The sequence below is a fragment of the Streptococcus sp. FDAARGOS_256 genome (assembly GCF_002289235.2).
In the GTDB taxonomy this organism is placed as follows: Bacteria; Bacillota; Bacilli; order Lactobacillales; family Streptococcaceae; genus Streptococcus.
The window spans coordinates 307,320-332,880 of the sequence record NZ_NTGM02000001.1 but is presented as its reverse complement, the minus strand read 5'-3'; the positions used below and the strand labels follow the sequence as shown (position 1 = coordinate 332,880).

The following is a 25,561-nucleotide window of genomic DNA, read 5'->3' as shown; positions in this document are numbered from 1 at the left end:
GGGATTTTTCTAATTATTCCATACCAAACTTTGGATCTTTCAAACTCTGAACACTGGCATTGATAACTGCTCCGATAATCAAAATCTTTGCAATAAGAATAAACCAGAACATCATGACCACCACGATAATGGAACTGAAAAATCGAACGTCAACCAGATGATTAACATAACTATTGACGTAGACAGAAAAGATATTCAATAAAAAGATAAGAGTTAGCAAGACAAAGACACTTCCTGGTAAAACATAGCGGATTCGTGGTGCTTTTACTTTTGGAAGGAAGTAATAAATCATAACCAGAATGGTAAAGATCAAGGCATAGACCAGAGGGCCTGTAAAATCTTGCAGGTAGGAAAATAGCGGACTGTCTGATTGCCAGTAAGTTTTGAGGAGGTTGAGCAACATACGACCAAACATACTCAAAAACAAGGCTAAGGCAAAAAGAATCTGCAAGCCAAAACTAACAAGTAGACTCATCAACTGATGGGAGATAATTCCTCGACTCTTAGTCACTCCATAGGCTTTGTTAAAGGCTTTTTGGAGGAAATCCATTGATTTCGAAAAGGTCCATAGTGCAGATAAAACGGCAAAACTCAGCAAACCAGTCGATGGTTGAGTCAGAACTTCTCGGACAATCTTGGCGACCACATCATACACCGTATCAGGCAAAAATTCCTTGATCGTCAGTAAGAAATTTGAGACCGGAATCTGAAAATAAGGCAAAATATTGACCATTATCATTAGCAAAGGAAAGATTGAAATCAACCAATAGTAGGCAACCGCAACACTGGTCAACTCACTATCAGATGCTTGATAATAATGCAAAAAAGCTTTCAATAAGGGCCTGTCCATCAGCTCTTTCCACCACTTTTTCATGTTCCATCCTCCGTCATTTTTTTCATCATCTAAGTTCTTCTGATTAAATCTAGCATATCATAAGGTAAAGTATTTGCGGCTTCTTTCAGAGAATAATTCTCTAAATTATTCACATTTTGGCGTAGTTTTTTGGCATACTTGGCTGTTATCAGTTTAGCTTCTTCGTATTCAAAGATTGCCTTACGTTCGAGATAGTAGCCTCGTAGCATTTCATCGATATTGTTTGGCTTGATGCGATTGATAACCCGCTCAACAAAAGCACCACTTCCGATAATGGCCGTCTCGCGTAGACGAGACTCTTGCATAAAACTAATCAGAGAACTCTTGTAAACCCCTTTGAGGTTTTCCAAACTCTCGATAATCAGCTCTGTATTTTCCAAATACAACTCTGAAATCTGATCATAGTCAACTGCTAGTAGTTTACGAGATTCTTCATTCATCCAACTACGGAAAGTTTTGCCAAAGGTAAACATTTCATGGAGTAGAAAGCGCAGTATCCGTAAGGAAACTAGGAAGTAATAAGTCACTCTAGAAGCGAAATTCCGATTGATACTCTGCTCCATGTTTTTTAGGTAACGTTGGTAAACTCGATAACCACGCTCGCTGATTCTATTTTCTTCATAGGCTTGCTCCAAACCGTCACTCTCAATACTCAAGATAAGAAGCTTTAGGGACTCCCAGTCCTCTTGGACTCTCTTATTTTCCAGACTAAGGATGAGATTTTCAATCCGACCATGATAATTATCAATAGCTGCATAAAGAGGGAGTTTATTCTTGTGATGGTCTAGCTCTTTTTCTAATTCTGCAGCTACATCATTCAGAATCGCTATATGCATCAAATGGTCCTTGCTTTCCTCTTGTTCCTCAGATAAGTGAGGGAGGACTAGTAAACCTGTTAAAAAGCTCAACAGTGTAACGCCTGCTACAAGGAAGAGTAACAGAGGATACTCCTGCTCCAAATGACTTGGTATGAGGAGAATGGTCGCGATAGATACTGTCCCTTTGACACCAGAGAAGGTCAAAAGAAGCATATCTTTCATGTACTTATGAATTTTTTTCTTAAGTCGATGCGTCCTCACAAAGTAAAAACCAGCAATCATGACAAAGCGGATCGCAAAAAGCAAGAAGGTCAGAACGACAACTGAAAGCAGTAAAAGAAGGGGATTGTAGAGAGAATTAGACAAAATTGGCTCTGCAATCAATTCTAATTCCATTCCCAAGAGAACAAAGACTGATCCATTTAGCATAAAGGTCACGGTGTGCCAGACGGTCTCCGTCACGGTGTCTACCTGAGCCTCAAGGAGCGTAATTTTCTTAAAGCGACTGGCCTTCAAAATACCTGCAACCACTACTGCGATAATTCCTGAAACATGAAACTCTTCTGCGATGAAAAAGGTCATGAGTGGCAAACTTAGCTCTAGCAATAGTTCACTGGCTATATCTATCGCTCGCACACTCAGTAAAAAGCTATGCAAAAAACGATTGACCATAGCCGTCACAAAACCGACTACAAAACCACCAAGGATAGAAAGCGCTAGGGAAGTTCCAGCTTGGCTGAGAGAAAACGTTCCTGTTGTCCAAGCAGCCAGAGCCATCTGAAAGGCAACCAAACCAGAAGCGTCATTTAAGAGTCCTTCCCCTTTTAGGATATTGGAAACCCGTTTTGGAAAACGAAAACGTTCAGAAAGAGATGCAAAGGCAACCAAATCTGTTGGCCCAAGTGCCGCTCCAACTGCTAAACAGGCAGCTAAAGGAAGAGTCATCCAAAGGAAGTGAGCCATGCCCCCCAAGCTTAAGGTCGAGATAAAAATCACAGGAAAAATCAGAAAGACAACAATCCGCCAATGCTTCAAAATGGACGTAATATCCGCTTCTTCTGCCTCCCGGAAAAGTAAGGGACCAATAACCATGGCCAGAAACAGCTCTGTATTGAGATGAAAGTCCGCATCGGGAACAAATAAACCAATCCCAATCCCCAAAAGGATTTGCACAAGAGGAAGGGGTAAAAAAGGGAGAAGTTTATTGGTCGTGGTTGAAATGATTAAGACAAATAAAAATAGAATCAAGTAAATGAGTAATTCCACACAATTCCTCCTTAATCTTTTTTACAACAAGATTCAAAGATCTCCTTTTGCTCTTGGATTTTCTGATCAATCTTAGAACAGTCTTTGTGCTCAATTTTTTTCTGGCATCGTTCCATTTCAAGAGCTACTAATTTTTTCTTAATTTTAAGCATTTTCTTGCTCATATGTGCTTCATCGAGCACCCCGACTGCTCGCTCGTGATGCGTTGACTCGACAAAATTTTGGCGCATTGCCTCAAGCTTCTCACGAAGGTATTGTTTATCCATGTCTATACCTTTCTAATTTTTCAATCATAACTAAAAACGGTGGATTGTTAACTTGGTTGAGAGTCCGATAAATGGCAGCTGTATACTCTTGTTGGTTCAACTGGCTAACAAAATCCAATACAGCGTCCCTCTCGGTATCTCCTCCTTCATGACCATAGTAGATCATGATCGCAATCCGTCCTCCTTTGACAAGCAAATGACACAGTTTCTCTAATGCTTCGATAGTAGTCTGAGGTTGGGTGATGATGGATTTGTCAGCAGAAGGTAAATAACCCAGATTAAAAATCCCTGCCTTAGCTTCTGTAACAAATTGATCAAGTGTCTCATGACCTTGCAAGATTAACTGGGTATTTGTCATTCCAGCCTGATCCAAACGGTCTCGCGTCTTCTCCAAAGCCTGCTCCTGGACATCAAAGGCATAGACTTTCTTAGCTAGCTTGGCTAGAAAAAGCGTATCGTGGCCATTACCCATGGTCGCATCCACTACGATATCCTCTTTTGTCACAACTTCCGCCAAAAAATCATGCGCCATCTCAAGTGGTCTTTTCATTTTTAAACTCCTGTTTTACAGCCTTGCATCCTTGCACACTTCCGCGGCGTCTCATTTCAGTTTCAATAGCATTTAGCACTTCCCATTTATTGAGGCTCCACATAGGGCCAATCAGCATATCTCTCGGTGCATCTCCTGTAATTCGATGGATGACGATATGCTTAGGAATGATTTCTAGTTGGTCACAGATGACCTTGACATACTCATCCTGACTCATCAGTTGCAAACGTCCTTCGTGGTAATCTCGCTGCATCCGTGTATTGGTCATGAGGTGAAGCAAGTGCAGTTTAATTCCTTGAATATCATTGTCCGTGACACAGCGACGGACATTTTCGACCATCATCTCATGAGTCTCACCGGGCAAACCGTTAATCAAATGGGAAACAATCTCAATCTTGGGATATTTCCTCAAGCGTTTTACTGTTTCAACATACAATTCATAAGAATGGGCACGGTTAATCAGGTCAGAGGTTGCTTCAAAAGTAGTCTGCAAGCCCAATTCAACTGTCACGTGCATACGTTCCGATAACTCAGCCAAATATTCGATGGTTTCGTCTGGCAGACAGTCTGGCCGTGTTCCGATATTAATCCCTACTACACCTGGCTCGTTGATAGCCTGCTCATATCGTTCCCGAATCACTTCCACCTTTTCATGGGTGTTGGTAAAGTTTTGAAAATAAACCAGATACTTTTTAACTTCTGGCCACTTGCGGTGCATAAAGTCAATTTCCTTATAAAATTGCTCGCGGATAGGGGCATCCGGTGCCACGATGGCATCTCCAGAACCCGAAACCGTACAAAAAGTACAACCACCATGAGCTACAGTTCCATCACGATTTGGACAGTCAAATCCCGCATCAATAGGAACTTTGAAAGTCTTTTCTCCAAAAAGTTTTCGATAATAATCATTCAAGGTATTATAAGATTTCATAACTTTCATTATAACAAAAAACACCTACAATCTCAAAAGCCTGACTTTCCAACAAATTCCCTTGTTTCTCATTTCCTTTAGCGTTTTTTTATGATACAATATGGGTATGATTTTAATGAAAATAGCATCTATTTTATTATTGATATTAACCTTGGTGGTTTGCTTTATTGTCACCAAGCTTTTCGGACTTAGGAAAATAGGATTTAATTTCGCGGATCTAGCTTTTCCACTTTTGGTATTCGAGTACTATCTGATTACTGCTAAAGCTTTTACCCACAACTTTCTACCGCGACTTGGAGTCGCACTTTCTCTCCTAGCAATCCTCCTTGTAGTCTTTTTCCTTGTCAAAAAACGAAGTTTTTATTACCCTAAATTCATCAAGTTTTTCTGGAGAGCTGGTTTTCTCCTTACCTTAATCATCTACATAGCAATGATTGTCGAATTGATGATGCTCCCATAAAAAACATTCCCTCAGACAGCTGTCTAAGGGAATATTTTTATCTTCATACTTACTTTCTAAGCTCGACCAAGATACTTTTTTTATTTCCTAAATGTTAAGGCGTAGAATTTTCCATCCCAAAGAAGTTTCATTTCCTTTTCCTTAACTTCGCTTGGAACAGCATTCTCAATTTCACTCAAATCAACAGTAGCATCTTTAAAATAATCCTTACTAAAATGATTTTTCTTATATTGCTGATCCACATAGTCAGCCGTCTCATCTGCAATTAAAAGCTTGGTTCCTGGCTTCGCCACTCGTAGCATTTCCTGCATAGCCTTGGCCTTATCATTGAAAAAATTGATTCCGCCAATATGGTAGACAATGTCAAAACTATTATCCGCAAAGGGTAGATCCTCCGCGCAAGCATGGAAAAGTTGCAAATTAGTCTTTTTAGCGCAAGATTTCTGGCATTTTTCTAGCATACTGATAGAAATATCTACCCCTACAAAGTCTAAACTTTTCAGGTCAATTGTCTCAGGGATATAACGGAGGTCTTGACCAGTCCCGATAGAAACATAAAGAACAGATAAATTATCTTTCCATTCTATTTCCTCCATCAGATCCCTTCTCAACTTATCAATTGATTTGCCGTGGAGAAGTGGTCCTATCCATTTCTCACTCATATCGTACCAGCGAGCCATACGGTTATACATGGTCATGTATTTAGCATTATCTCCAGATAGATAATCTGGATTAAGAGACAGATAGATATCGCCATCTTTTTGAAAATTTTCTACCTCCAAACCTGGCTTCAATTTATCTTGTAATCTTGTTTCAATCATATGTAACATCTCCTTTTTTATTTGTCACCTATTATAGAGGATTTCGTAGCGAAAACAATAGCTTTTCAGTAAGTGGCAACTATCCACTTGTATCCGGTAGTAGAACCAGGGTCAGTTACAAAAAAACAAGTGCCAATTTCCATTGACACTTGTTTTTACTTTTAAAATGTGTTGCAAAATTTCGTGAAAGATACCGTTTAAAAAACTTAATCTTCTTTTTTGCGTCTTGCCAAGAATCCTGTTCCCAATCCAAGAAGGGCGATTCCAGCTACTAGAGCCACTTGGTTAGACTCGCTTCCTGTATTAGGCAATTCCCCACCTTTTTTAGGCTTACCTGGTTCATTTGGTTTGCCAGGTGTTGGTTTTTCAGGAGTGTGTGTATTTGTAATGTTGTAACCTTCTACTGAAGCTGTATAACCATCCGGAACATTCACTTCTTCAACAGTGTAGGCAATCTCCTTACCTTCTTGATAACGATCAAGACCTGTGAACTCATAAGTCCAGCCATTTGTTTCTGACACTGTAGCTGTCTGACCAGTTTCCTTACCATCTGCAAGAAGTTTCACAGTGACAGAAGATGGACGGATACCGTCTTTGTTATCTTCATCTTTCCAGATCTTCTTACCTTTTACAGTAGTTTTCAACGGTGTATGTTTGTTGATAATAGTGTACTTACCATCTTTTTCTGAAGTAATTATTGTTTCGTATGATGCAACAGCTACTTCTTTGACAGTGTACTTGATTTCTTGACCATTTTCATACTTAGGAAGTGCTTTTGATTCGAACTTCCAACCAGTTGCTTCTGATACTTCAATTTCTTGAACAACTTCTTTATCGTTTTTAAGAATTTGAACTTTCACAGATGTTGTACGTTTGCCGTCTTGGTTGTTGTTATCTTTCCAAACCTTAGTTCCGGAAAGAACTACTGTTTTTGGTGTGTAATTGTTTGTAACTACTTGACCAGTCACAGAAGATTCGTAACCAGCTGGTACATCCACTTCCTTGATAGAATAGGTGATTTCTTTTCCAGCTTCGTATTGTGGAAGATTGGTGAAGGATGCTACCCAAGTGTTATCATCAGTCTTTTCCTTAGCTGTTAAGGTCAATTTCTTACCTTCAACGGCTACTGGATCTGCATTTCCTACTTTTTTATAAAGTTGAACCGTTACGGACTCAGGACGTTTACCGTCTTGGTTGTTCGCATCGTTCCATACTTTTGTTACCTTGTAGTCAATTTCTTTAGGAGCATATTTGTTTGTGATGGTAAAGTCTGTAATAGTCGCTTCGTATTCTGCTACGGCTTCTTCTGTTACAGTGTATTTGATTTCTTTACCAGCTTTATATTTTGCTAATTTTTCGAATGTAGCAGTCCATGTTCCGTCTGCAGCAGCCTGAATTTCTTTCGAATCAACTTTCTTACCGTCTGCTAAAAGATTGATTGTAATCTTAGTCGGACGTTTGCCGTCTTGGTTATTAGCGTCATCCCAGTTCTTAGTTGCTTTTACATCAACTGTTTCTGGTGAATAGCTATTTGTGATAGTGAATCCTGATGCAGCGTCACCAGTAACCTTAGAAGTGTAACCAGCAACAGTTACTTCTACTACCGTGTACTGGATAGGTGTGCCGCCTTTATCAGCATCAAGGTCTTTGAAGCTTCCAGTCCAATCATTTGCGGCATTGAGCTCAAGTGTTTTACCAGTATCTTGACCATCTGCAATCAATTTAACTGTGACAGAAGTTGGACGTTTACCGTCTTGGTTGTTCTCGTCCTTCCATACTTTCTTAACAGAAACTTGAGTTTTTGCTGGAGTGTAAGTATTCTCGAAAGCCTTTTCGTCATCGTAAGAAACAGTTGCTTCAAGTGCACCTTTGCCCTTATCTACTACAGTAACTGTAGCCGTGACAGTTTTAGTGTCGAACTTGATGCTTGTATCGCTGCCAGCTTTTTCAGCAATTTTAAAGGTATAAGTCCCTGCTTTGTCGAATTCCAATTCTGAGAAAGCAATGTTTCCGTCTTTGTCATTCTTCACAGTTTCTTTCACCTTACCATCTTGGTCTGTTAAAGTGAATTCAAACTCTTCAGCCTTCAACTCACGACCTGTAAGTTTTTTATTAGCTTTAATCTTAACTTTAGCTTTGCTACGTTTATTTGTAACTGTTTTGATAGCTCCATCTTGTCCAACAGTCATCTCAAATGGAGTAGGATTCAACTCATATCCCTCAGGAGCCTCAATCTCGGTTACTGTAAAGTTCCCTTTCTTGATATCACTTTCTGAGTAAATAGATGATTCAGCAATTCCGTTATCATTTGTCGTTACAATTTCTTCTTTAGCCGTAGCTCCTGCTGGAGGAGTAATCTTGAATTTTGCTCCTTTTAGACGGTCAAGAGTCAGCTCGTCGACCTTGTAAAGAATGATACGGTACCCTGTTTCTAACTGAATTGTACCACCAGAAGCAACGACTGAGTTTCCGATTTGCTTAACGACTGTCTTATTACTATAGTCGTCATATGTTAGAATCTGGTCATCACCCTTCATTTCAGCATTGTTTTGGACTTGCGTGCCATCAGCTGGAGCACTTGTTTTATAATTAATTCGAAATGCTGCTGGTTTCCCGTTCTTCGCAAGAATTGAAGATGCATTGTTAATTGTTAAAGTAAATTCTGTGTAAGAATCATTCCATTTTACTTGGTAATCCTTACCAGCTTCTAAAACCACCTCATCTTTAAAGTAATAAGATTTATCGTACCAACCTGCCGTAACTTTAAATGTTTCAGGAATCATCTGCATCGGTGAGGCATTTGGGTCAACCCAGTCATGAATTTCAATTTTGTTATAGGCAGCTTGTTTAGGATTAGCTCGAACATACCAACTGTGTAAATATTGTCCACTCTTATTTAGAGCACTAGATGTCCAATCCTCTTTGTAAATCAGACCATGATACTTACTGAAATTAGCACGTCCAATTCCTTCAGAATAATCAGAGGCTTCCCCTTTTTTGACCTTAATTTGATGGGTAATTTCATTTATAGTTTCCGTCTTATCAAAACGGAGCGTTTCATTGCTTAATTCATTTTTAGAACTAAAACCAACAAAGAAATTTCCTTTAACGTTTTGGACTTGATAGCCACCTTTTTTCTCAAGATAGGTTTTCAGATTTTTTAATGTAATAGTCGCCTTACCACCATTATTATCCCCGTTTGATACAATTTGAGTTTCTCCGATAACGAGATCTGTTTCCTTATCTTTTAAATCAAAAGTTTCATTTCTAACAGTTAAAGGGCTCGGAACAGTAAAGGTAAAGGTATCACCGTCCTCTAATTTACCATCATAGGCGCTCAAATCGTAATCAACAGTGAATTTATAATTTGAGTAGTTATGATGTTCAGGAGAAAGTGTATAAACACCATTCGCATCTGGTTTTATAAACTTACCATTATCAACCTCCCAAATTCCAATATTACTGATAACGTTCTTCAGTTCCTTTGCTTGAACTGAATTTGGAGCAAAGATTATCCCTAGCAAACAGGCCAGAGAAGTTAGGATGGGTAACCAAAATTTCTTGTTCTTCATAATCTTCCTTTCTAAATTACCGAAAACATTAAAACGACAAACTATGATTATAAAATCTCAACACTCATCTCCTTTCGAATTCGTTGAAATCCATGAGGGTTATTGAATAAGTTACATCATATTAACATGTTTCATAACTATATGTGAGTGCAATATTTATCATATTTGTTCTATTTTTAATATAGAAACCTCCTTTAATTTCATTATAAAACAAAATTAACTTTTTTTGTAATATTATGAGGTTATTGCCTTTTGAAAATATTGACACAGTGTAAAATTACTGCCATAAAAATTAATTCTTTCATCAGACTGAAGTTTCTTTAAGTATAGTGAACACTTACGAACAACTTCTCTTTTAAACAAACAGAAAGGAACAATGCACAAAACGTTCCATTTATTTATAAGTTTGATACACCTTAATAATTATCCAAACTATTTTATATAAGTAAAAATCAGAAGAGATTTAGCAATAGTCATATACCATACTGGTAAATAGTTTAATTTATCATATTTCATTATTCTGAATCATAGAAAAAAGACCAGGGGGTTATCCCTGATCTTTCTTTACTGTACTTATTGGCTACTAAATGAGATTAGTCTTCTTTTCTTCGTTTAGTTGCAACAAGACCTGCACCTAAAGCTAGAAGAGCTAAACCTGCTGCTAATGCAGCTTGTCCAGATTCGCTTCCAGTGTTTGGTAGGTTAGGATTTTCTGGTTCAGTTTGGTCCGTTACTACTAACTTACCATCCTTAAACTCAACCTGATTTCCACTAGCATTTACCACTGTTACAGTTCCGTCGTAGTTAACTTGGAATGTAATATCTGTTACTGCTAAGTATCCAGTTGGAGCGGCCTCTTCATGGAAAGTATATACTCCCGGAGTCAAATCAAGTACATGTGATTGTTTGGCTTTTGAAGTCCATTCAGCCACAGGATTACCTGCAACTTTTTCTCCACGGAAAATTTGGATTTTTGCACCCGCGATTTCTTCACCCGCTAGATTTACCTTGCTGAAGGTGATCTTACGTGGAAGGTCATCGTCTTTGTCGGTTACAGTTACTGTTGAGCCGTTGGTTACGACTTTGTTTTCTTCACCTTTAGAGTCTTTCTCACCAACATTTGTCACTTCCACTGTGCCGTCGTATTTGACTTGGAAAGTGATGTCCGTTACTTTGAGGTAACCAGTTGGAGCTACTTCCTCATGGAAGGTGTAAGTGCCTGGAGCCAAGTTGAGATCTTTAGACTTACCAGCTTCTGAAGTCCAGCTTTCTACGGCTGTACCTTCTGCCTTGTCGCCCTTGTAGATCTTGATTTGTGCACCAGCGATTTCTGTTCCACCAAGGCTAACCTTGCTGAAGGTAATCTTACGTGGAAGGTCATCGTCTTTATCGGTTACAGTTACTGTTGAGCCGTTGGTTACGACTTTGTTCTCTTCACCTTTAGAGTCTTTTTCACCAACATTTGTCACTTCCACTGTGCCATCATGCTTGACTTGGAATGTGATGTCGGTCACTTTGAGGTAACCCGTTGGAGCCGCTTCCTCATGGAAAGTGTAAGTTCCTGGGGCTAAGTTGATGTCCTTAGACTTGTTAGCTTCAGATGTCCAGCTTTCAACAGCTTGACCTTCTGCTTTATCGCCTTTGAAAATCTTGATTTCCGCACCAGCGATTTCCTCGCCACCAAGGCTAACCTTACTGAAGGTCACCTTACGTGGAAGATCATCATCCTTATCGGTCACGGTGACTTTAGAACCAGCAGTCACAACCTTGTTGTCTTCACCCTTAGAGTCTTTTTCGCCAACGTTCGTCACTTCCACTGTGCCGTCATGTTTGACTTGGAATGTGATATCGGTCACTTTGAGGTAACCTGTTGGTGCAGCTTCCTCATGGAAGGTATAAGTGCCAGGTACTAAGTTGATGTCCTTAGACTGGTTAGCTTCGGATGTCCAGCTTTCTACGGCTGTACCTTCAGCTTTCTCGCCCTTGTAGATCTTGATTTCAGCACCAGCGATTTCTATACCGCCTAGGTTGACCTTACTGAAGGTAACCTTACGTGGAAGGTCATCATCTTTGTCAGTCACCGTAACAGTTGAACCATTGGTTGCAACTGTGTTAGCTTCACCCTTAGAGTCCTTCTCGCCAACATTTGTCACTTCCACTGTGCCGTCATGTTTGACTTGGAATGTGATGTCCGTTACTTTGAGGTAACCGGTTGGGGCTGCTTCCTCATGGAAGGTGTAAGTGCCTGGGGCCAAGTTGAGATCTTTAGACTTACCAGCTTCTGAAGTCCAGCTTTCTACGGCTGTGCCTTCTGCTTTATCGCCCTTGTAGATCTTGATTTGAGCTCCTGCGATTTCTGTTCCACCAAGGCTAACCTTGCTGAAGGTGATCTTACGTGGAAGGTCATCGTCTTTATCGGTTACAGTTACAGTTGAACCGTTTGTGGCAACTTTGTTTTCTTCACCCTTAGAGTCTTTCTCACCAACGTTTGTCACTTCCACTGTGCCATCATGTTTGACTTGGAAAGTGATATCCGTTACTTTGAGGTAACCAGTTGGAGCTGCTTCCTCATGGAAGGTGTAAGTGCCTGGGGCCAAGTTGAGATCTTTAGACTTACCAGCTTCTGAAGTCCAGCTTTCTACGGCTGTGCCTTCTGCTTTATCGCCCTTGTAGATCTTGATTTGAGCTCCTGCGATTTCTGTTCCACCAAGGCTAACTTTACTGAAAGTAATGGCTTTTGGACTATCATCGTCTTTATCCGTTACTGTAACAGTTGAGCCGTTGGTTACGACCTTGTTATCTTCACCCTTAGAGTCTTTCTCGCCAACGTTTGTCACTTCCACTGTGCCATCATGTTTGACTTGGAAAGTGATGTCCGTTACTTTGAGGTAACCAGTTGGAGCGGCTTCCTCATGGAAGGTGTAAGTACCTGGGGACAAGTTCAAGTCTTTAGACTTACCAGCTTCTGAAGTCCAGCTTTCTACAGCTGTGCCTTCTGCCTTATCGCCCTTGTAGATCTTGATTTGAGCGCCTGCGATTTCTGTTCCACCAAGGTTAACTTTACTGAAAGTAATGGCTTTTGGACTATCATCGTCTTTATCCGTTACTGTAACAGTTGAGCCGTTGGTTACGACCTTGTTATCTTCACCCTTAGAGTCTTTCTCGCCGACATTGGTTACTTCTACTGTTCCGTCAGTTTTCACTTTGAAAGTAATATCTGTTACTTTGAGGTAGCCTGTTGGAGCGGCTTCCTCATGGAAGGTGTAAGTACCTGGAGCCAAGTTGAGATCTTTAGACTTACCAGCTTCTGAAGTCCAGCTTTCTACAGCTGTACCTTCTGCCTTATCGCCCTTGTAGATCTTGATTTGTGCACCAGCGATTTCTGTTCCACCAAGGTTAACTTTACTGAAAGTAATGGCTTTTGGACTATCATCGTCTTTATCCGTTACTGTAACAGTTGAGCCGTTGGTTACGACCTTGTTATCTTCACCCTTAGAGTCTTTCTCACCAACGTTGGTCACTTCCACTGTGCCGTCATGTTTGACTTGGAAAGTGATGTCCGTTACTTTGAGGTAACCAGTTGGAGCGGCTTCCTCATGGAAGGTGTAAGTACCTGGGGACAAGTTCAAGTCTTTAGACTTACCAGCTTCTGAAGTCCAGCTTTCTACGGCTGTGCCTTCTGCTTTATCGCCCTTGTAGATCTTGATTTGAGCACCTGCGATTTCTGTTCCACCAAGGCTAACCTTGCTAAAGGTAATCTTACGTGGGCTATCGTCATCTTTATCAGTGACTTTGATTGTTGAACCATCAGTTACGACTGTATTGTCCTCGCCTTTAGCATCCTTGGTACCAACATTGGTAACTTTAACTGTGCCATCATAGTTAACTTGGAAAGTAATATCCGTTACTTTGAGGTATCCAGTTGGGGCTGCTTCCTCATGGAAAGTGTAGATGCCTGGTTCAAGATTCAGTTGCTTAGGTTGGTCAGTTGAAGTCCAGCTTTCTACGGCTGTGCCTTCTGCCTTGTCGCCCTTGTAGATCTTAATCTGAGCACCAGCGATTTCATTTCCTCCAAGATTGACTTTACTGAAGGTAATAGCCTTTGGAGTTGTATCCTCTTTGTCAGTGATTGACAAAACAGAACCAGTTGTTACGACAGTATCTGTTGTACCTTTTTTGACAATTGTAATAGAACCATCAGCATTGACCGTGAAGGTAACATCATCAACATACTGATACCCATCTGGAGCAACGGACTCTGTTAGAGTATAGGTACCAGGAGCTAATTTAATCACTTTAGAAGTATTAGCTTCTGTTGTCCAGTCTGCTACAGGTGGAGCTTCTGGTCTTACACGATCTCCGCTGTAGATTTTAAGTTCGGCACCTGGGATTTCTTTCCCATTTGGATCCACCTTTTTGAAAGTAATCTCTTTCTCAGTTGGAGTCTTCGGAGGTGTCTTCTTATTTTCAATTCGACGTTCTACAGATTTATCTGAGCCAAACTCATCTGGAGAAATTTTAATATCTTCAGTTAGTTTGTCATAGCCAAAAGGAGCCGTTACTTCACGAATTGTATAGTTGTCTCGCAACAATTTACCTACACTAGCGTTACCATCAGAATCTGTTGTCAATCGTCCAACAACAGCTTGGTTACGATCACGAATCACTTCAAAAACTGCACCTTGCAGAGGTTGGCCTGCTTCGTCTACCTTATGAATTTTAATGGTGAAAACATATCCTTCTGCAACACCACCTGCAATCTGGTAGGTACGTGTGCTGGTTGATTGTTCATTCTCACTACCATTGTAGCTCATGTTGGCTACGTTCGTGATTTCCTCACCATCGACTAGATCATAATTCGCTTTAGCTCGATACTCGATCATATAACCAAAACCATTAGTATCTCCTAAAGGAAGGGTGAAACCATCACCATTCGCATTTACCACTAGTTGGTTTTTAAAGGTTTCGGTCATATCCTGAGCATTAGTCCATTTCCAGTCTCCGTTATTCCAACTCCAATCTACTTTGTAAATACGAAAAGTATCTGGTAGGAAGGTCATATTTGGAGAAGAGAAAGCATCTTTGATAGTGACATCACTGTAGTTCGCCATATTGCGGTTTACAGTAATGTTATAACGGATTACATTTTTCTCGTCATCCTTGTATTGGAAGGAACTCTTTTCAATTTTAGAGTCGTATTTCCCTGGAGGGCCGTTGTAACGGATTTTCCCTGCAAATAGAACTCTATGTCCTACAGTAATATTGACATCAATGTCTTTTTCTTCTGAAACAACATCATGGTCAACTCGAACATAGACAAAGAATTTCCCCCTAACGCCAGAATTATTCTCAACAAACTTTGTGTAAGTTAGAGTAATTGTTTTGCTAGCTGCATCTAAACGACCAGTAGCTACAAGATTGTTAGAAGCATCTCGTAATTCAATGTCTGAAGAGTTTGAAAATGTAATCTCTGATGGCAATTGAAGTGTTGTTGTATCACCTTCATGCACCGTATTATCTGGCAAAACAAAATCTGCAGTAAGACGGAATTCTTGCCAAATATCCAACCCTTGCGTTAAAGCTTCACCAGATCTGTTTTCAACACCAACACTAGTGATCACATCATTATACTCTGTCGCATGTACTTGCGTCAGAGGGGCAAATGATTGGAGAATAACTCCCAAACAAAGAATAAGGATCTGAATCCAAGATCTTATTTTCTTGTTCATTTAATCTTCCTTTCTTATAATATTCAGTTGTAAATGTACAATGTAATAGTAAACTAAATGATTGTCCCCAACTAATCACCATTCTCCTTTTTCAAGCGAAAATTATTAGCCACATTACATCCACATTTTATCATACTATGAAGAAAAAGGCTAGAACTATCAAGCAAATTTTTATAAAAAAAATCCAATTTTTTCTTACAGGTTGAAATCGACTTTTTCACATCCGTATATTAACCGCTTTGTATCTTTTCTTCTCCTATCATCGAAACAAAATCTGGTATATTTTACCGCCATTTTTTAAAAAATAAGTTCATCTCGTTTTCGATACCAGATAGTGTTTTTATCATTTTGGTAATCTGATTTCACAAACGTTAAATTGCTCTAGAGAAAGTACTTCTGCCTATTAAAAAGACCAGGTTTCCCTGGTCTTTTTGAGATACAATTAGAAGAAATACTGATTCATTCTAGTCTTCTTTTTTGCCTTTAGTGGCCACTAGACCTGCACTCAAACCAAGAAGAGCTAAACCTGCTGCTAGAGCTGCTTGACTTTCTGCACTTCCTGTATTTGGTAACTGTTCTTCTTGAGCTTGACTAGCTTCACTTGAGGAGATTTCTTTTGTATCTGCTTTTTCTGATACTTGTGGTTTTGTAGATTCTTGAGGTACTGGTTTAGTTGTTTCACTAGCCGTACCAACTTCTACAACGCGATCTTGAGCCATGACTTTATCATAGCTTTCTTTTTCAGTTCGCTTGCCATTTTCAACTTCGATCAAGTGAACACGGATACCTTTTTGACCTTCTTGGAGAACACGAGTTTGACCCGCTGGAAGCTGATCATTCTTTTGTTCCTGAACCTTGAAATCAATTGTTTCTTCTTCGATTACAAGTTCTGGTCTGTTAAGGACTAGGTTCTTCACTTCATCTTCTGGAAGGGAGGTTCCTGGTTTAGTTCCAACCAAGACGATGCGGTCTGTCGGTGCCTCTACCACTTCACGGAGTTTTTCTTCCTTACTTCCACTAGGATTAACCGCTGTGAAGATCCGTTCCTTACCAACTTTTCCTTCTTGTTCTACACGAGTTTCACCTAGATACAGTGTTGAATCCTTTTTCTCAACTGTCTTGTAGGCCAAATCTTTTTCAACAAATTCGAGTTTTGGAAGTTCCTCTTGTACAGCAGCAACAGTCTTCTCAGAAACTGGTTTTTCCTTAGTCAACTGGATACGGTATTCCTTGACTTGTTTTCCACTTTCTGAAACAAGGCGAACAAGTACTGGAAGGCTATCGTCTCCGCTATCTACAACTGTTGAAGCTACTTGATTGCTTTCTTCGACTGAGACTTTAGGACGTTGACCTTTATAGGTGATTTGATAGTCTTGACGATCTTCAGCGAAGTCAGGAAGTTCTTTTCCATCCACAAGAATCTTCGATTGCGTACTTTCTTGAGGTAATTCACTCGGTGCAAGGAAGGTCATCTCAATCATCGCAACACCGCTCTTGTCTGCTTTACGCTCCATACGCCATCTCATGGCTTTGGCTTTGACAGCTTTAAATGTTACGTTGATTTCATCACCAGCTGCGATGTCTTTATCCGCACGATAAGGCACAGCTTCCCAATTTTCTGGATTGTTGAATGGATGGCCTGCGTCGTAGGCTTGATAGTTTGAATAGTAGGTAGGAACTTCAAAGTCTGGGCCAATATAGCGTTCCAAAACGAGTTTAGATGGGGCATCCGTACCACTATCTGCAAAGAAATGAAGTTTGGCTTGCGCTACAGTCCGTTCTACAATCTTACCATTTTCACGGAAGATCACACCTGCTGATACTTCTGGATTAGAAGATGGTGTTGGAGACCAGTTTGTCCAACGACGATTTTCTGAATGATTTCCGTCATTGAGATAGTCCACACGGTCATGGGAGTTTCTATCAATGTCGTTAGTGGCTGAAGCAAAGGCGCGGTTACTATTTTCATCATACTCTGGGTTATTTGAAAGAGCTTCACCAAGTTTGTCTGTCACTCGTACAGTGAACTCAGCAACAAGATCACTACCAAGGACACGACCTCGAACAGTAAATTGGCCTGCTTTAGTCAGATTTTCTGCTGGAACTTCTTCCCATTCCACTGCCAAGTCTTTTGTTTCGTAACCGTCTTTACCTGTGAAGTAAACAGGAACCTTAGTTGGCAATTCAAGTGGTTGCCCTACTTGTAGCAAGCGAGCTTGTTTGACCGCAGCAACTGGTTTACGAGAGAGCAAGTCTTTATTGCTTGTAAAGTGTAGACGGTATTCTCCTAGGATGTCGCCATTTTCAGCTTTCGCGATAACACGAACTGGCTCACCTTCACGAACACTTGGAACGACGGTAGCGAGACCATTGTTGCTAACACTTGCTGTTACTGCAGGAACTTTTCCATCTACAGACTCAAGATAGTAGTCTGTCAAATCTGGGTTAAAGTTTGCTAAGTCTTTACCGTCAACTTGGATTCTCGTTTGTCCTTGTTTGGCTGCTGCGACTTGTTTCGCAAAAATTTGTACTTCTGTGATAGACGTTCCTTTCTTGCTATCAAGTCGAACCATACGAATGCGAACCGCATAGGTCTCAACTTTATCAAAGCTGAAATGATTCATTTCTCCAGCTTTTAATTGAGCTGGTGCTTTGAGATTGCTTACCTCTTTCCAGTTTGCAGGATCATTAAAGGCATGGTTTTCCTCACCTACAAAGCTAGGGTTTTTAGGGGCTGTTGGAACGGTCTTCCCGACATAATATTCAATCACATAAGACTTCGGTACGCCAACTCCGTGGTCTTCGTGGAATCCGACACTTAGATTATCAACTGAACGTTTGCTCAAAATACCTGAATCTCCGAATAGGACACCAACTGAAGCTTCTGGATTACTACGGTTCCAGTTTGTCCAACGGTTAGCTGGGCGGTCATTAAAGGAAATCAATTTATCGTTGACGTTTGAAACAGGATCAGTTGGATTTGAGTCTGAAGCAAAGGCAAGTGGCAATTCTGAACCGGTCCATTGGTCAGAAATGTTTGCTCCCTTCTCAGTTTGAGCAGATACGCGAACATGAAGTTTAGTTGTTAATTGCGTACCTTCTAGGCGACCATTAACTGTAAAGACACCTTCCTTGGCGTATTGCTCTGGACGAATCGTATCCCAAGTAACCTTAGCTGATGAAACGTGACCATTTGAATCATAGGTACGAACGCTTTCTGGTAATTGTGGTGCTTCTGAGATTGGGGTTGTCACACTGACTTCTTCAACTGAAACGATGCCTTCTACAGATACTTTAGCACGCGCTTCAAGATCCAGACCTTCAACTTTACCTAGAACTTCAAAGGTTTGATAGTGGTCGAGTTTTTCTTTTGGAATGGCTTGCCAAGTGACTTTGTGCGCTTTAGGGAAACCTTTGTCATACTCAACCGTTACTGTTGCTGGAAGAGTAGGTTCTTGATGCAAGTCTGTTACTACGTTTACTGGACGGATAGATTGGGCTACTTTTTTCTCAGTATTGGCCTGGATCGTAAGATCGATTTGACCTGTAGCCCCCTCATATTCTGCTTTGAGAGTGACTGTTCCTGGCTTATGCAACTCAAGCATTCCTTTACGAACTGCGACTTCCCCTTCACCACTTGTAGAGAAGGTCACCTTATCTGCTGGTAGAACTGCTTGTGTTCCGTCTTGATAGTGAGCGAGTACAGACAATTTCACTGTTTGGTCTTCTTTGAGGCTGTCAGCTTTCTCCACTTGTAGGCTCAAATGGTCAATTTTTGGTGCTTCTTCGAGGAACTGAATTGCATAGGTTTGAAGAGGTCCACCATCTTTTGGTTGAACATAGATGCTTGCACGCATACCGTTTGCTGCACTTGCTTGGACTACAGTAACATCCGCATTTTCAGCACTTGCTACAACTTCTGGCAAGGATGCACCGTAAGCAAGAGTTCGATATTGCATTGGATTTTGAGTAGTAAGACCAGTGACAGATTCGCCACCAACCGTTACAGTTGGTACTGCAGGTGCCACAGGATTGCCTTCTTCTACCACAAGAGTAGCATGAATGGTTTCTCCTCCTAGTTGGCCAGTCATTTGAATACGTGATCCTGCAACTGACAGTTTAGCTTTATCTGCTTCCGAAATCTCCCACTTATCAACTTCGTATTCTTGTACGCTTCCATCCGTAACAGCAATAGAAACGTATTTATCAACAGCGCTCAAGTCTGTTCCTGGAGCAACACGCTTAACAGTTGGAAGCTCATTTGCGATTGCTAGAATTTCGACACGGGCCTCAACTTCGCGTCCGTCTGCCATACCTTTAACAGTCACAACTCCTGCTTGGCTCACATCAACTGAAGACCAAGTGACTGGACGTTTTTCACGACTGCCATCACTGTAGATAAAACCGACTGTCTTCGGCATTTTTGGCTCTTTCTCAATAACAGTACGTACTTTTGGTACTTCTGTACCTAAAACAGTTTTTTCTTGTCCTTCTTTCTTACCTGTAAAGACAGTGACTTGGTCCGATTTCAAGAGATCAGAGTGGGCAGTAAGGGTGAATTTACCTGCTTGCTCAGTTGATTTAACAATGGCAACCCCTTTACCGTTAAAGGCTCTGCGGATCCAAGAACCATCAGGTTGTGCCTTGTAGCGTTCACGGCTGGCTTGTTCCCCATTATCAACACCAACCAGTTGACCTTGTCCATGCAATTGGAAACGAACCAAATTATTGGCAGTTGGTACCACATTTCCTTCACTGTCTACGATTTCATAGTAGATGTAAGTCAAGTCTTTTCCATCTGCTGCGATTGCGTGTTCTTCCTTGATGAGACGAACACCTGCTGGTTGGCCTGCAGTCGTGATCTTATCACGTGCAATTTCGTTTCCAGCTTCATCGCGAGCTACAGCTTCCAAAGTACCTGGTTGGTAAGCAACCTTCCACTCAAGGTAGAGTTCCTTGGCATTGGCACCCTCTTGGTAAGTTCGTCCATCGCTAGTTTGTTTTTTGTTGAAGGTCTTAACTCCGAGAGATTGACCGTTCAAGAATAATTCTACGCTTGCAGCGTTTGAGTAGGCACGAACTGGGATTTTTCCGTCTGAATCTTCAACTTTTGATGCCAATTCTCTATTTTCCCAGTTCCAGTGAGGAAGAAGGTGAACCATCGGTTTCTTCTTGACAGAAATCCATTGGCTTTGGTAGAGGTAGAAGTCATGTTTTGGAATACCCGCTGTATCTACAATACCAAAGTAAGAACTCTTAACTGGTGTATGGTTTTGGTTGTGCCATGGTGTAGGCTCCCCGATATAGTCTGTACCGGTCCAGATAAACTGTCCAGCATAGCCAGCGTTGTCACGGTCAAACGTCCATGAATCTGTTGCCGTTTTACCCCAGCCAACTCGGTCATTACCATAGTCAGACTGTTCGTAATGACGCTCAGGTCCGTTACTATGTTTCAATTCCTGTTCAGGGCGATAGTAACTTCCACGTGTACGGGTAGCTGAAGATGTCTCAGAACCGTAAATCAACCAGTTTGGATGTTTCGCACGAAGTTTCTTGTAGTTGTCTTCTGAGTAGTTGAAACCAACCGCATCCAGTTCATTTGCAATCTTCTCATGTCCACCACTACCATCACCAAAGCGGAACTTATCTGCTCCCATGGTAACGTAACGAGTTTTATCAACATCCTTGATAACTTTGACTAGACGTTTTACAGTTGCTAGAGAATGAGGGTTACCATCGGCTTCACCGATTTCGTTTCCGATAGACCACATGAAGACAGCTGGGTTATTTTTGTCTCTTTCGACCATGGTACGAAGATCGTAGTCAGACCATTTTTCACCTTTTCTAGCTTCTGGGTGAGTGGCATCTTTTTCAAAGAAACGTCCGTAGTCATATGGTTTCTTGCCACCATACCACGTATCAAAAGCCTCTTCCTGAACCAGCAAACCAAGTTCTGCTGCGATTTGCAAGGTCTGTGGACTTGCAGGGTTATGAGTTGTACGGATGGAGTTAACGCCCATCTCCTTCATTTGTTTGAGACGACGGTATTCTGCCTTATAGTTTTCTTCTGCTCCAAGCGCTCCGTGGTCATGGTGTAAGGAAACACCATGGAATTTAATGCGTTCACCATTTAAAGAGAAGCCTTCATTTGGAGTCCAATGATAGTAACGGTAACCAAACAGATCCTTCTTAGCATCGACTAATTGACCATCACGGTATACACGCGTAATCAATTCGTACAAGGCTGGTTTATCATTTAAAACTGTCCAGAGTTTTGGTTGTTCAACTTCTAAAATCGCATCAAGACTTGTTGATTCATGTGCTTTCAAGGTACGACTCGCTGTACGAACCAAACCTGTCACAGCCTGACCACCACGTTCAACGATTTGATACTCTGCCACCAGTTCATGGTCTTTATCGTCTGTATTAACAATTTTGCTGGTCACATGCGTTTCAACCTTGCCATGTTGCTGTTGTTCTAGCTTTGGTGTTAAGATGGTTGTCCCATTTTTCTCAACATGAACCTTATCTGTCACTTGCAAGGTCACATCACGGTAAATACCGCTACCAGAGTACCAACGGCTACTTGGTTGTTTATTGACTGCATGGACAGCAATCACATTCTCACGACCATCTTTGTGGAGGTATTTAGTAATATCGTATGAGAACTGGTTATAACCATTTGGATAATGTCCCACTAACTGGCCATTGACATAGACTTGAGAGTCCATGTAGACACCATCAAAGGTCACACGAACATTTTTCTTGAGATCTTTTTCATCAAGTTTAAATGTCTTGCGATACCAAGCTTCACCACCATTGAGCTGTCCACCCTCGTTTTGAGCAGGTGACTGATGGTCAAAATCGTTAAAGATACTCCAGTCGTGTGGGAGATCCAATTTTTGCCATGTTGATACGTCAGCATCTGATTTCACAGCTTCTTTAGGATTCGCATTGAGTTTAAAGTGCCAATTTTGATTAAAATTCACTTTTCTATCTTCAATCATTTGATTTACTTCTTCATTTGTCGCAGCTTTCAACTCTTCCTTGACAGGCTTTTCTTGACTTGAAGCTTGAGATTCTACCTTTGGAGCTGTTTCTTCAGGCTTTAGAGATGCTTTCTCCTCTTTTGGAGCTACAGGTTCCTCTTCTTTCTTCTCGGGTTTGCTTGCTTCAATTGGAGTGGCTTGACTTTGATCGACACTTGCAGCATCCTTGTGCTCTGCTACAGTTTGATCTTCTTTTTCCTCCACTGCCGGACTTTCCTCTTTTGCTTGTTCCACAGTGTGAGTAATTGGAGTTTCATCCGCGAAAACTGGTGATTCTCCAATGACACTTCCTCCAAATAGAACCGCACAGGTTCCAATCATGACAGAGCAAGCGCCTACGGCAAACTTACGAATGCTGTAGACTCTTTTACGATTCCAATGGCCTTTTTCCATAAAACCCTCCTTTAGTAACCGCTTCCATTTATTTGTAAGCACATTACTTTTTCATAGCCTTTTACCCTTATTTTATAAAATAATATAGGAAATTTCAATACCCTAAACACAAAAAATCATATTTTTGATTGTTTTTTCTAAAATTTGTAGAAGATTCGAAAAAAATGAATGTAGATTTAGAACAAAAACAAACAAATTTTTGACACTCAGTTCAGTATTATAAAAAAGTTCCTTTTGTAAGGAACTCCTTTTACTTATAATTAAAGATTCCCCCTGCCAACTTATCGGCCAGCTTGGGAAAGAGGGTATAAAACTTATGGGCTAGATTCAACAAAACTGGGAGATTGAGTTCCCGTTTGTTTTTTCCTATGATTTTGACAATTTTTCTAGCGACTACATCTGGTTCTAAGAGAAATCGGTCAACAGACTTGAGGTAGCTCCCATCTGACGTCAAATGAGGATTTCCATTAGCAAAGCGTTCTGGGAAAATCTGATACCACACGGTATTTGAAACCCAACTAGGAACCTGACATCCATCAATTTCGTGAACATAAGGAAGTTTAAAGCCATTTCCTTCAGCATCCAAGTTTTCTTGAGTATGTTCCTTATCTACATAAAAATACCCTTACCCTCTTTATCAAGGAGTTCAAAGAGATACTGAATGCGTAAAAAATCAACCGAGACTGTAATCTGCCAATAGTCAAATAGGGCATCTGAGGTTACTTTGGTCATTTCTTTCTTGGCTTCATACTTATCCTCAATGAAAATAAAGGGATCTCCATAGTGTAAGATAACCTTCTGGACATCATTTATCTTGGTTCTAATTCGGATATGTAGCTGATCTTCCTTGTAAAGATATGCATACTCTGATTCTGGTCTATGATAAATAGCTGTTAATTCCATCATTTGTCTCCTAAATAATCTATCATCAACAAAAACGCAAACGTTTTCATAATTAACAGAACTAGTATACTATTTTAGCTGTTTATTTGCAAATTTTATACCAGTTTTACGATAGATATATAAGATGGACAAGGGTAAAATTGAGTAGACTCTTTTTGAGCTTTAAAAAGAGAGTTTCCATGAACTGAAAAACTCTCTCATCATTACGAATCAGATGATTAAAATAAAAGCTATCTGATATCTTTAATCTTCTAAAATGAAAATTTCTTCAACATGTAGTCGTAGCAACCTTGCAATTTTCATTGCTAGTTCAAGTGTAGGATTGTACTTGTCATTCTCTATAGCAATTATGGTTTGTCGACTAACGCCTAATATTCTTGCCATATCTTCCTGACGTAGTCCCTCAGACTTTCTTAACTGTTTGATGTTATTTTTCATACAGCATTAGTCTTTCTGAAAAAAATAAACGCCAACAGCCAATACTACGATAACAGTGACAACTGCTAGAATGACTCCTTGAACAAGTTTATTTGGTTCTTTATACTCTTCATCACCAGCAATCATATTGCGTTTTATTGCGGTTTGAGCAAATCCTTGCACACTTACAGATAAGATCAAAATTAAGCAAGGAAGCATTTCAAGTTTGCCACCAACAACAAGTGCTTGATAGATATTAAATCCTGTCCATGCACATAAACCCAAAAGCGCTGTTTTATAGCCCCACTCCTCAGAACGCAACTGAATATCTCTGTCCATTTCATCCATCTTTTTCATGGCTTTGTTCCTCCAAATTTTTGTAATAATGTCAAGAGCTCTTTACATTTCTTATTATACTCTAAATCGATAAAATGTCAAGATATTTTAACATTTTTACTTTTTTTATTTTCTTCATCTATTCTAAGAATATTCCTAACTCCAATTTACAGTCTAATCAATCTGACAAAGGGCAAGTTCTTTTAATCCTATTTTATCTTGACTTCATAAGCTTCGGCTATAGATATACTTTCAGTTATGTTAGACTCGAAGTTTATCCTCTCTTTTCTGCTTTCTTATCTCTATTTATACCTTAAATGGGCTTAATCGTTATAAACTGCCTGTTTATCATGTGGTATTTTTCTACAAATTAGCAACCGAAAAAAATAAAAAGCCATTCCTCAAGGGAACAGCCTTTTCACTTATAATTAAAGGTTTCCCCAGCCAACTTATCTGCTAACTTGGGAAAGAGGGTATAAAACTTATGGGCTAGATTCAGTAAGAGCGGAAGATTGATTTCACGTTTGTTTTTGCCTATGGTCTTAACAATCTTTTGCGCGACAGCATCTGGTTCCAATAGAAAACGGTCGACCGATTTGAGGTAGGTCCCATCTGGGTCTGCCTGGTCAAAAAATCCTGTACGGATAGGTCCTGGATTAACAGTTGTCACATAGACACCATAGGGCATGAGCTCAAGGCGAAGAGCATTTGAAAAACCAATGGCCGCAAACTTGGTCGCAGAATATAGACTAGACTTGCCAGTCGCTATCAATCCTGCCATGCTGACGATATTGATGATATGACCTTTTCGACTTTCCTTCATGCGCTCCGCAAAGCGACGAGACAGATTCATCAGGGCAAAGGTATTGACCTCAAACATCTGGTGAATGTCTTGATCAGAGATCTTGTTGAAATCTTCAAAAATTCCATAGCCAGCATTGTTAATCAAGACATCAATCTTGCCATAACGGAGATAGAGGTCAGCTACTAGTGCTTCCAGGGCTGAGTCATCAGTAATATCGATTTCAATTAATTCCACATGAGGATGATTTCCATATAGTTGGGCTAGTTTTTCCTTGTTTCTACCTAGCAAGATGAGTTGGTCATTTGGCAAGAGTTTGACCATTTCTTGGGCTAAGCCACCGCTTGCTCCAGTGATGATGATGGTGCGCATAC

At 40.4% G+C, this 25,561-nt stretch carries 13 protein-coding genes and 2 pseudogenes; 1 reads left to right on the top strand and 14 read right to left on the bottom strand.

Annotated elements, in window-relative coordinates; genetic code table 11:
• Positions 1 to 13: 13 nt before the first annotated feature.
• The 5 genes from A6J84_RS01810 to A6J84_RS01790 are packed head-to-tail and all read right to left on the bottom strand — an operon-like array spanning position 14 to position 4,714.
• Positions 14 to 874: a YihY/virulence factor BrkB family protein gene (locus A6J84_RS01810; protein ID WP_095725908.1), complete on the bottom strand. Its 861-nt coding sequence runs from the start codon at positions 872 to 874 to the stop codon at positions 14 to 16.
• A 29-nt stretch (positions 875 to 903) separates the two neighbouring features.
• Positions 904 to 2,958, bottom strand: coding sequence for a cation:proton antiporter (locus tag A6J84_RS01805; protein WP_102962121.1), 2,055 nt, complete (start codon positions 2,956 to 2,958; stop codon positions 904 to 906).
• Between the two features lie 11 nt (positions 2,959 to 2,969).
• A complete protein-coding gene (locus A6J84_RS01800) occupies positions 2,970 to 3,224 on the bottom strand; it encodes a hypothetical protein (protein ID WP_000361094.1) in 255 nt (84 codons plus the stop codon).
• The gene (locus tag A6J84_RS01795; protein ID WP_095725907.1) at positions 3,217 to 3,774 is read right to left on the bottom strand and encodes a tRNA (mnm(5)s(2)U34)-methyltransferase; all 558 of its coding nucleotides are present in this window, start codon (positions 3,772 to 3,774) and stop codon (positions 3,217 to 3,219) included. The genes A6J84_RS01800 and A6J84_RS01795 overlap by 8 nt, the downstream gene beginning before the upstream one ends.
• Complete coding sequence (locus A6J84_RS01790; RefSeq protein ID WP_049549786.1) at positions 3,758 to 4,714, bottom strand: TIGR01212 family radical SAM protein; 957 nt, start codon at positions 4,712 to 4,714, stop codon at positions 3,758 to 3,760. Before A6J84_RS01790 ends, A6J84_RS01795 begins: the two co-directional genes overlap by 17 nt.
• Positions 4,715 to 4,805: 91 nt before the next feature.
• Between A6J84_RS01790 and A6J84_RS01785 the strand changes: the two genes are divergently transcribed.
• Complete coding sequence (locus A6J84_RS01785) at positions 4,806 to 5,165, top strand: DUF3397 domain-containing protein (protein WP_000525394.1); 360 nt, start codon at positions 4,806 to 4,808, stop codon at positions 5,163 to 5,165.
• An 80-nt stretch (positions 5,166 to 5,245) separates the two neighbouring features.
• Here the strand turns inward: A6J84_RS01785 and A6J84_RS01780 are convergent, their stop codons facing one another.
• The 9 genes and pseudogenes from A6J84_RS01780 to A6J84_RS01745 all read right to left on the bottom strand — a co-directional run bounded on the left by A6J84_RS01780 (position 5,246) and on the right by A6J84_RS01745 (position 25,559).
• On the bottom strand, positions 5,246 to 5,986 hold the full coding sequence (locus A6J84_RS01780) for a class I SAM-dependent methyltransferase (protein WP_070657481.1): 741 nt from the start codon (positions 5,984 to 5,986) through the stop codon (positions 5,246 to 5,248).
• 206 nt (positions 5,987 to 6,192) lie between these two features.
• Positions 6,193 to 9,558 carry a Cna B-type domain-containing protein gene (locus tag A6J84_RS01775; protein WP_095725906.1) on the bottom strand — a complete coding sequence of 1,122 codons (3,366 nt, stop codon included), beginning with the start codon at positions 9,556 to 9,558 and terminating at the stop codon, positions 6,193 to 6,195.
• A 593-nt stretch (positions 9,559 to 10,151) separates the two neighbouring features.
• A complete protein-coding gene (locus A6J84_RS01770) occupies positions 10,152 to 15,287 on the bottom strand; it encodes a SpaA isopeptide-forming pilin-related protein (protein WP_095725905.1) in 5,136 nt (1,711 codons plus the stop codon).
• Between the two features lie 464 nt (positions 15,288 to 15,751).
• Positions 15,752 to 22,729: an LPXTG-anchored adhesin/beta-galactosidase BgaA gene (bgaA, locus tag A6J84_RS01765; protein WP_095725904.1), complete on the bottom strand. Its 6,978-nt coding sequence runs from the start codon at positions 22,727 to 22,729 to the stop codon at positions 15,752 to 15,754.
• A 250-nt stretch (positions 22,730 to 22,979) separates the two neighbouring features.
• Positions 22,980 to 23,174: pseudogene (locus tag A6J84_RS10150) on the bottom strand (short-chain dehydrogenase); the annotation flags it as partial.
• Positions 23,166 to 23,632 (bottom strand): annotated as a pseudogene (locus A6J84_RS01760) (alpha amylase N-terminal ig-like domain-containing protein); the annotation flags it as partial. The pseudogenes A6J84_RS10150 and A6J84_RS01760, both read right to left, overlap by 9 nt.
• A gap of 243 nt (positions 23,633 to 23,875) precedes the next feature.
• Complete coding sequence (locus A6J84_RS01755; protein ID WP_006150191.1) at positions 23,876 to 24,070, bottom strand: helix-turn-helix transcriptional regulator; 195 nt, start codon at positions 24,068 to 24,070, stop codon at positions 23,876 to 23,878.
• A gap of 6 nt (positions 24,071 to 24,076) precedes the next feature.
• Positions 24,077 to 24,406 carry a hypothetical protein gene (locus A6J84_RS01750; RefSeq protein WP_004252308.1) on the bottom strand — a complete coding sequence of 110 codons (330 nt, stop codon included), beginning with the start codon at positions 24,404 to 24,406 and terminating at the stop codon, positions 24,077 to 24,079.
• Between the two features lie 397 nt (positions 24,407 to 24,803).
• Positions 24,804 to 25,559 carry an SDR family NAD(P)-dependent oxidoreductase gene (locus A6J84_RS01745; RefSeq protein WP_049549781.1) on the bottom strand — a complete coding sequence of 252 codons (756 nt, stop codon included), beginning with the start codon at positions 25,557 to 25,559 and terminating at the stop codon, positions 24,804 to 24,806.
• Between the last annotated feature and the right edge of the window lie 2 nt (positions 25,560 to 25,561).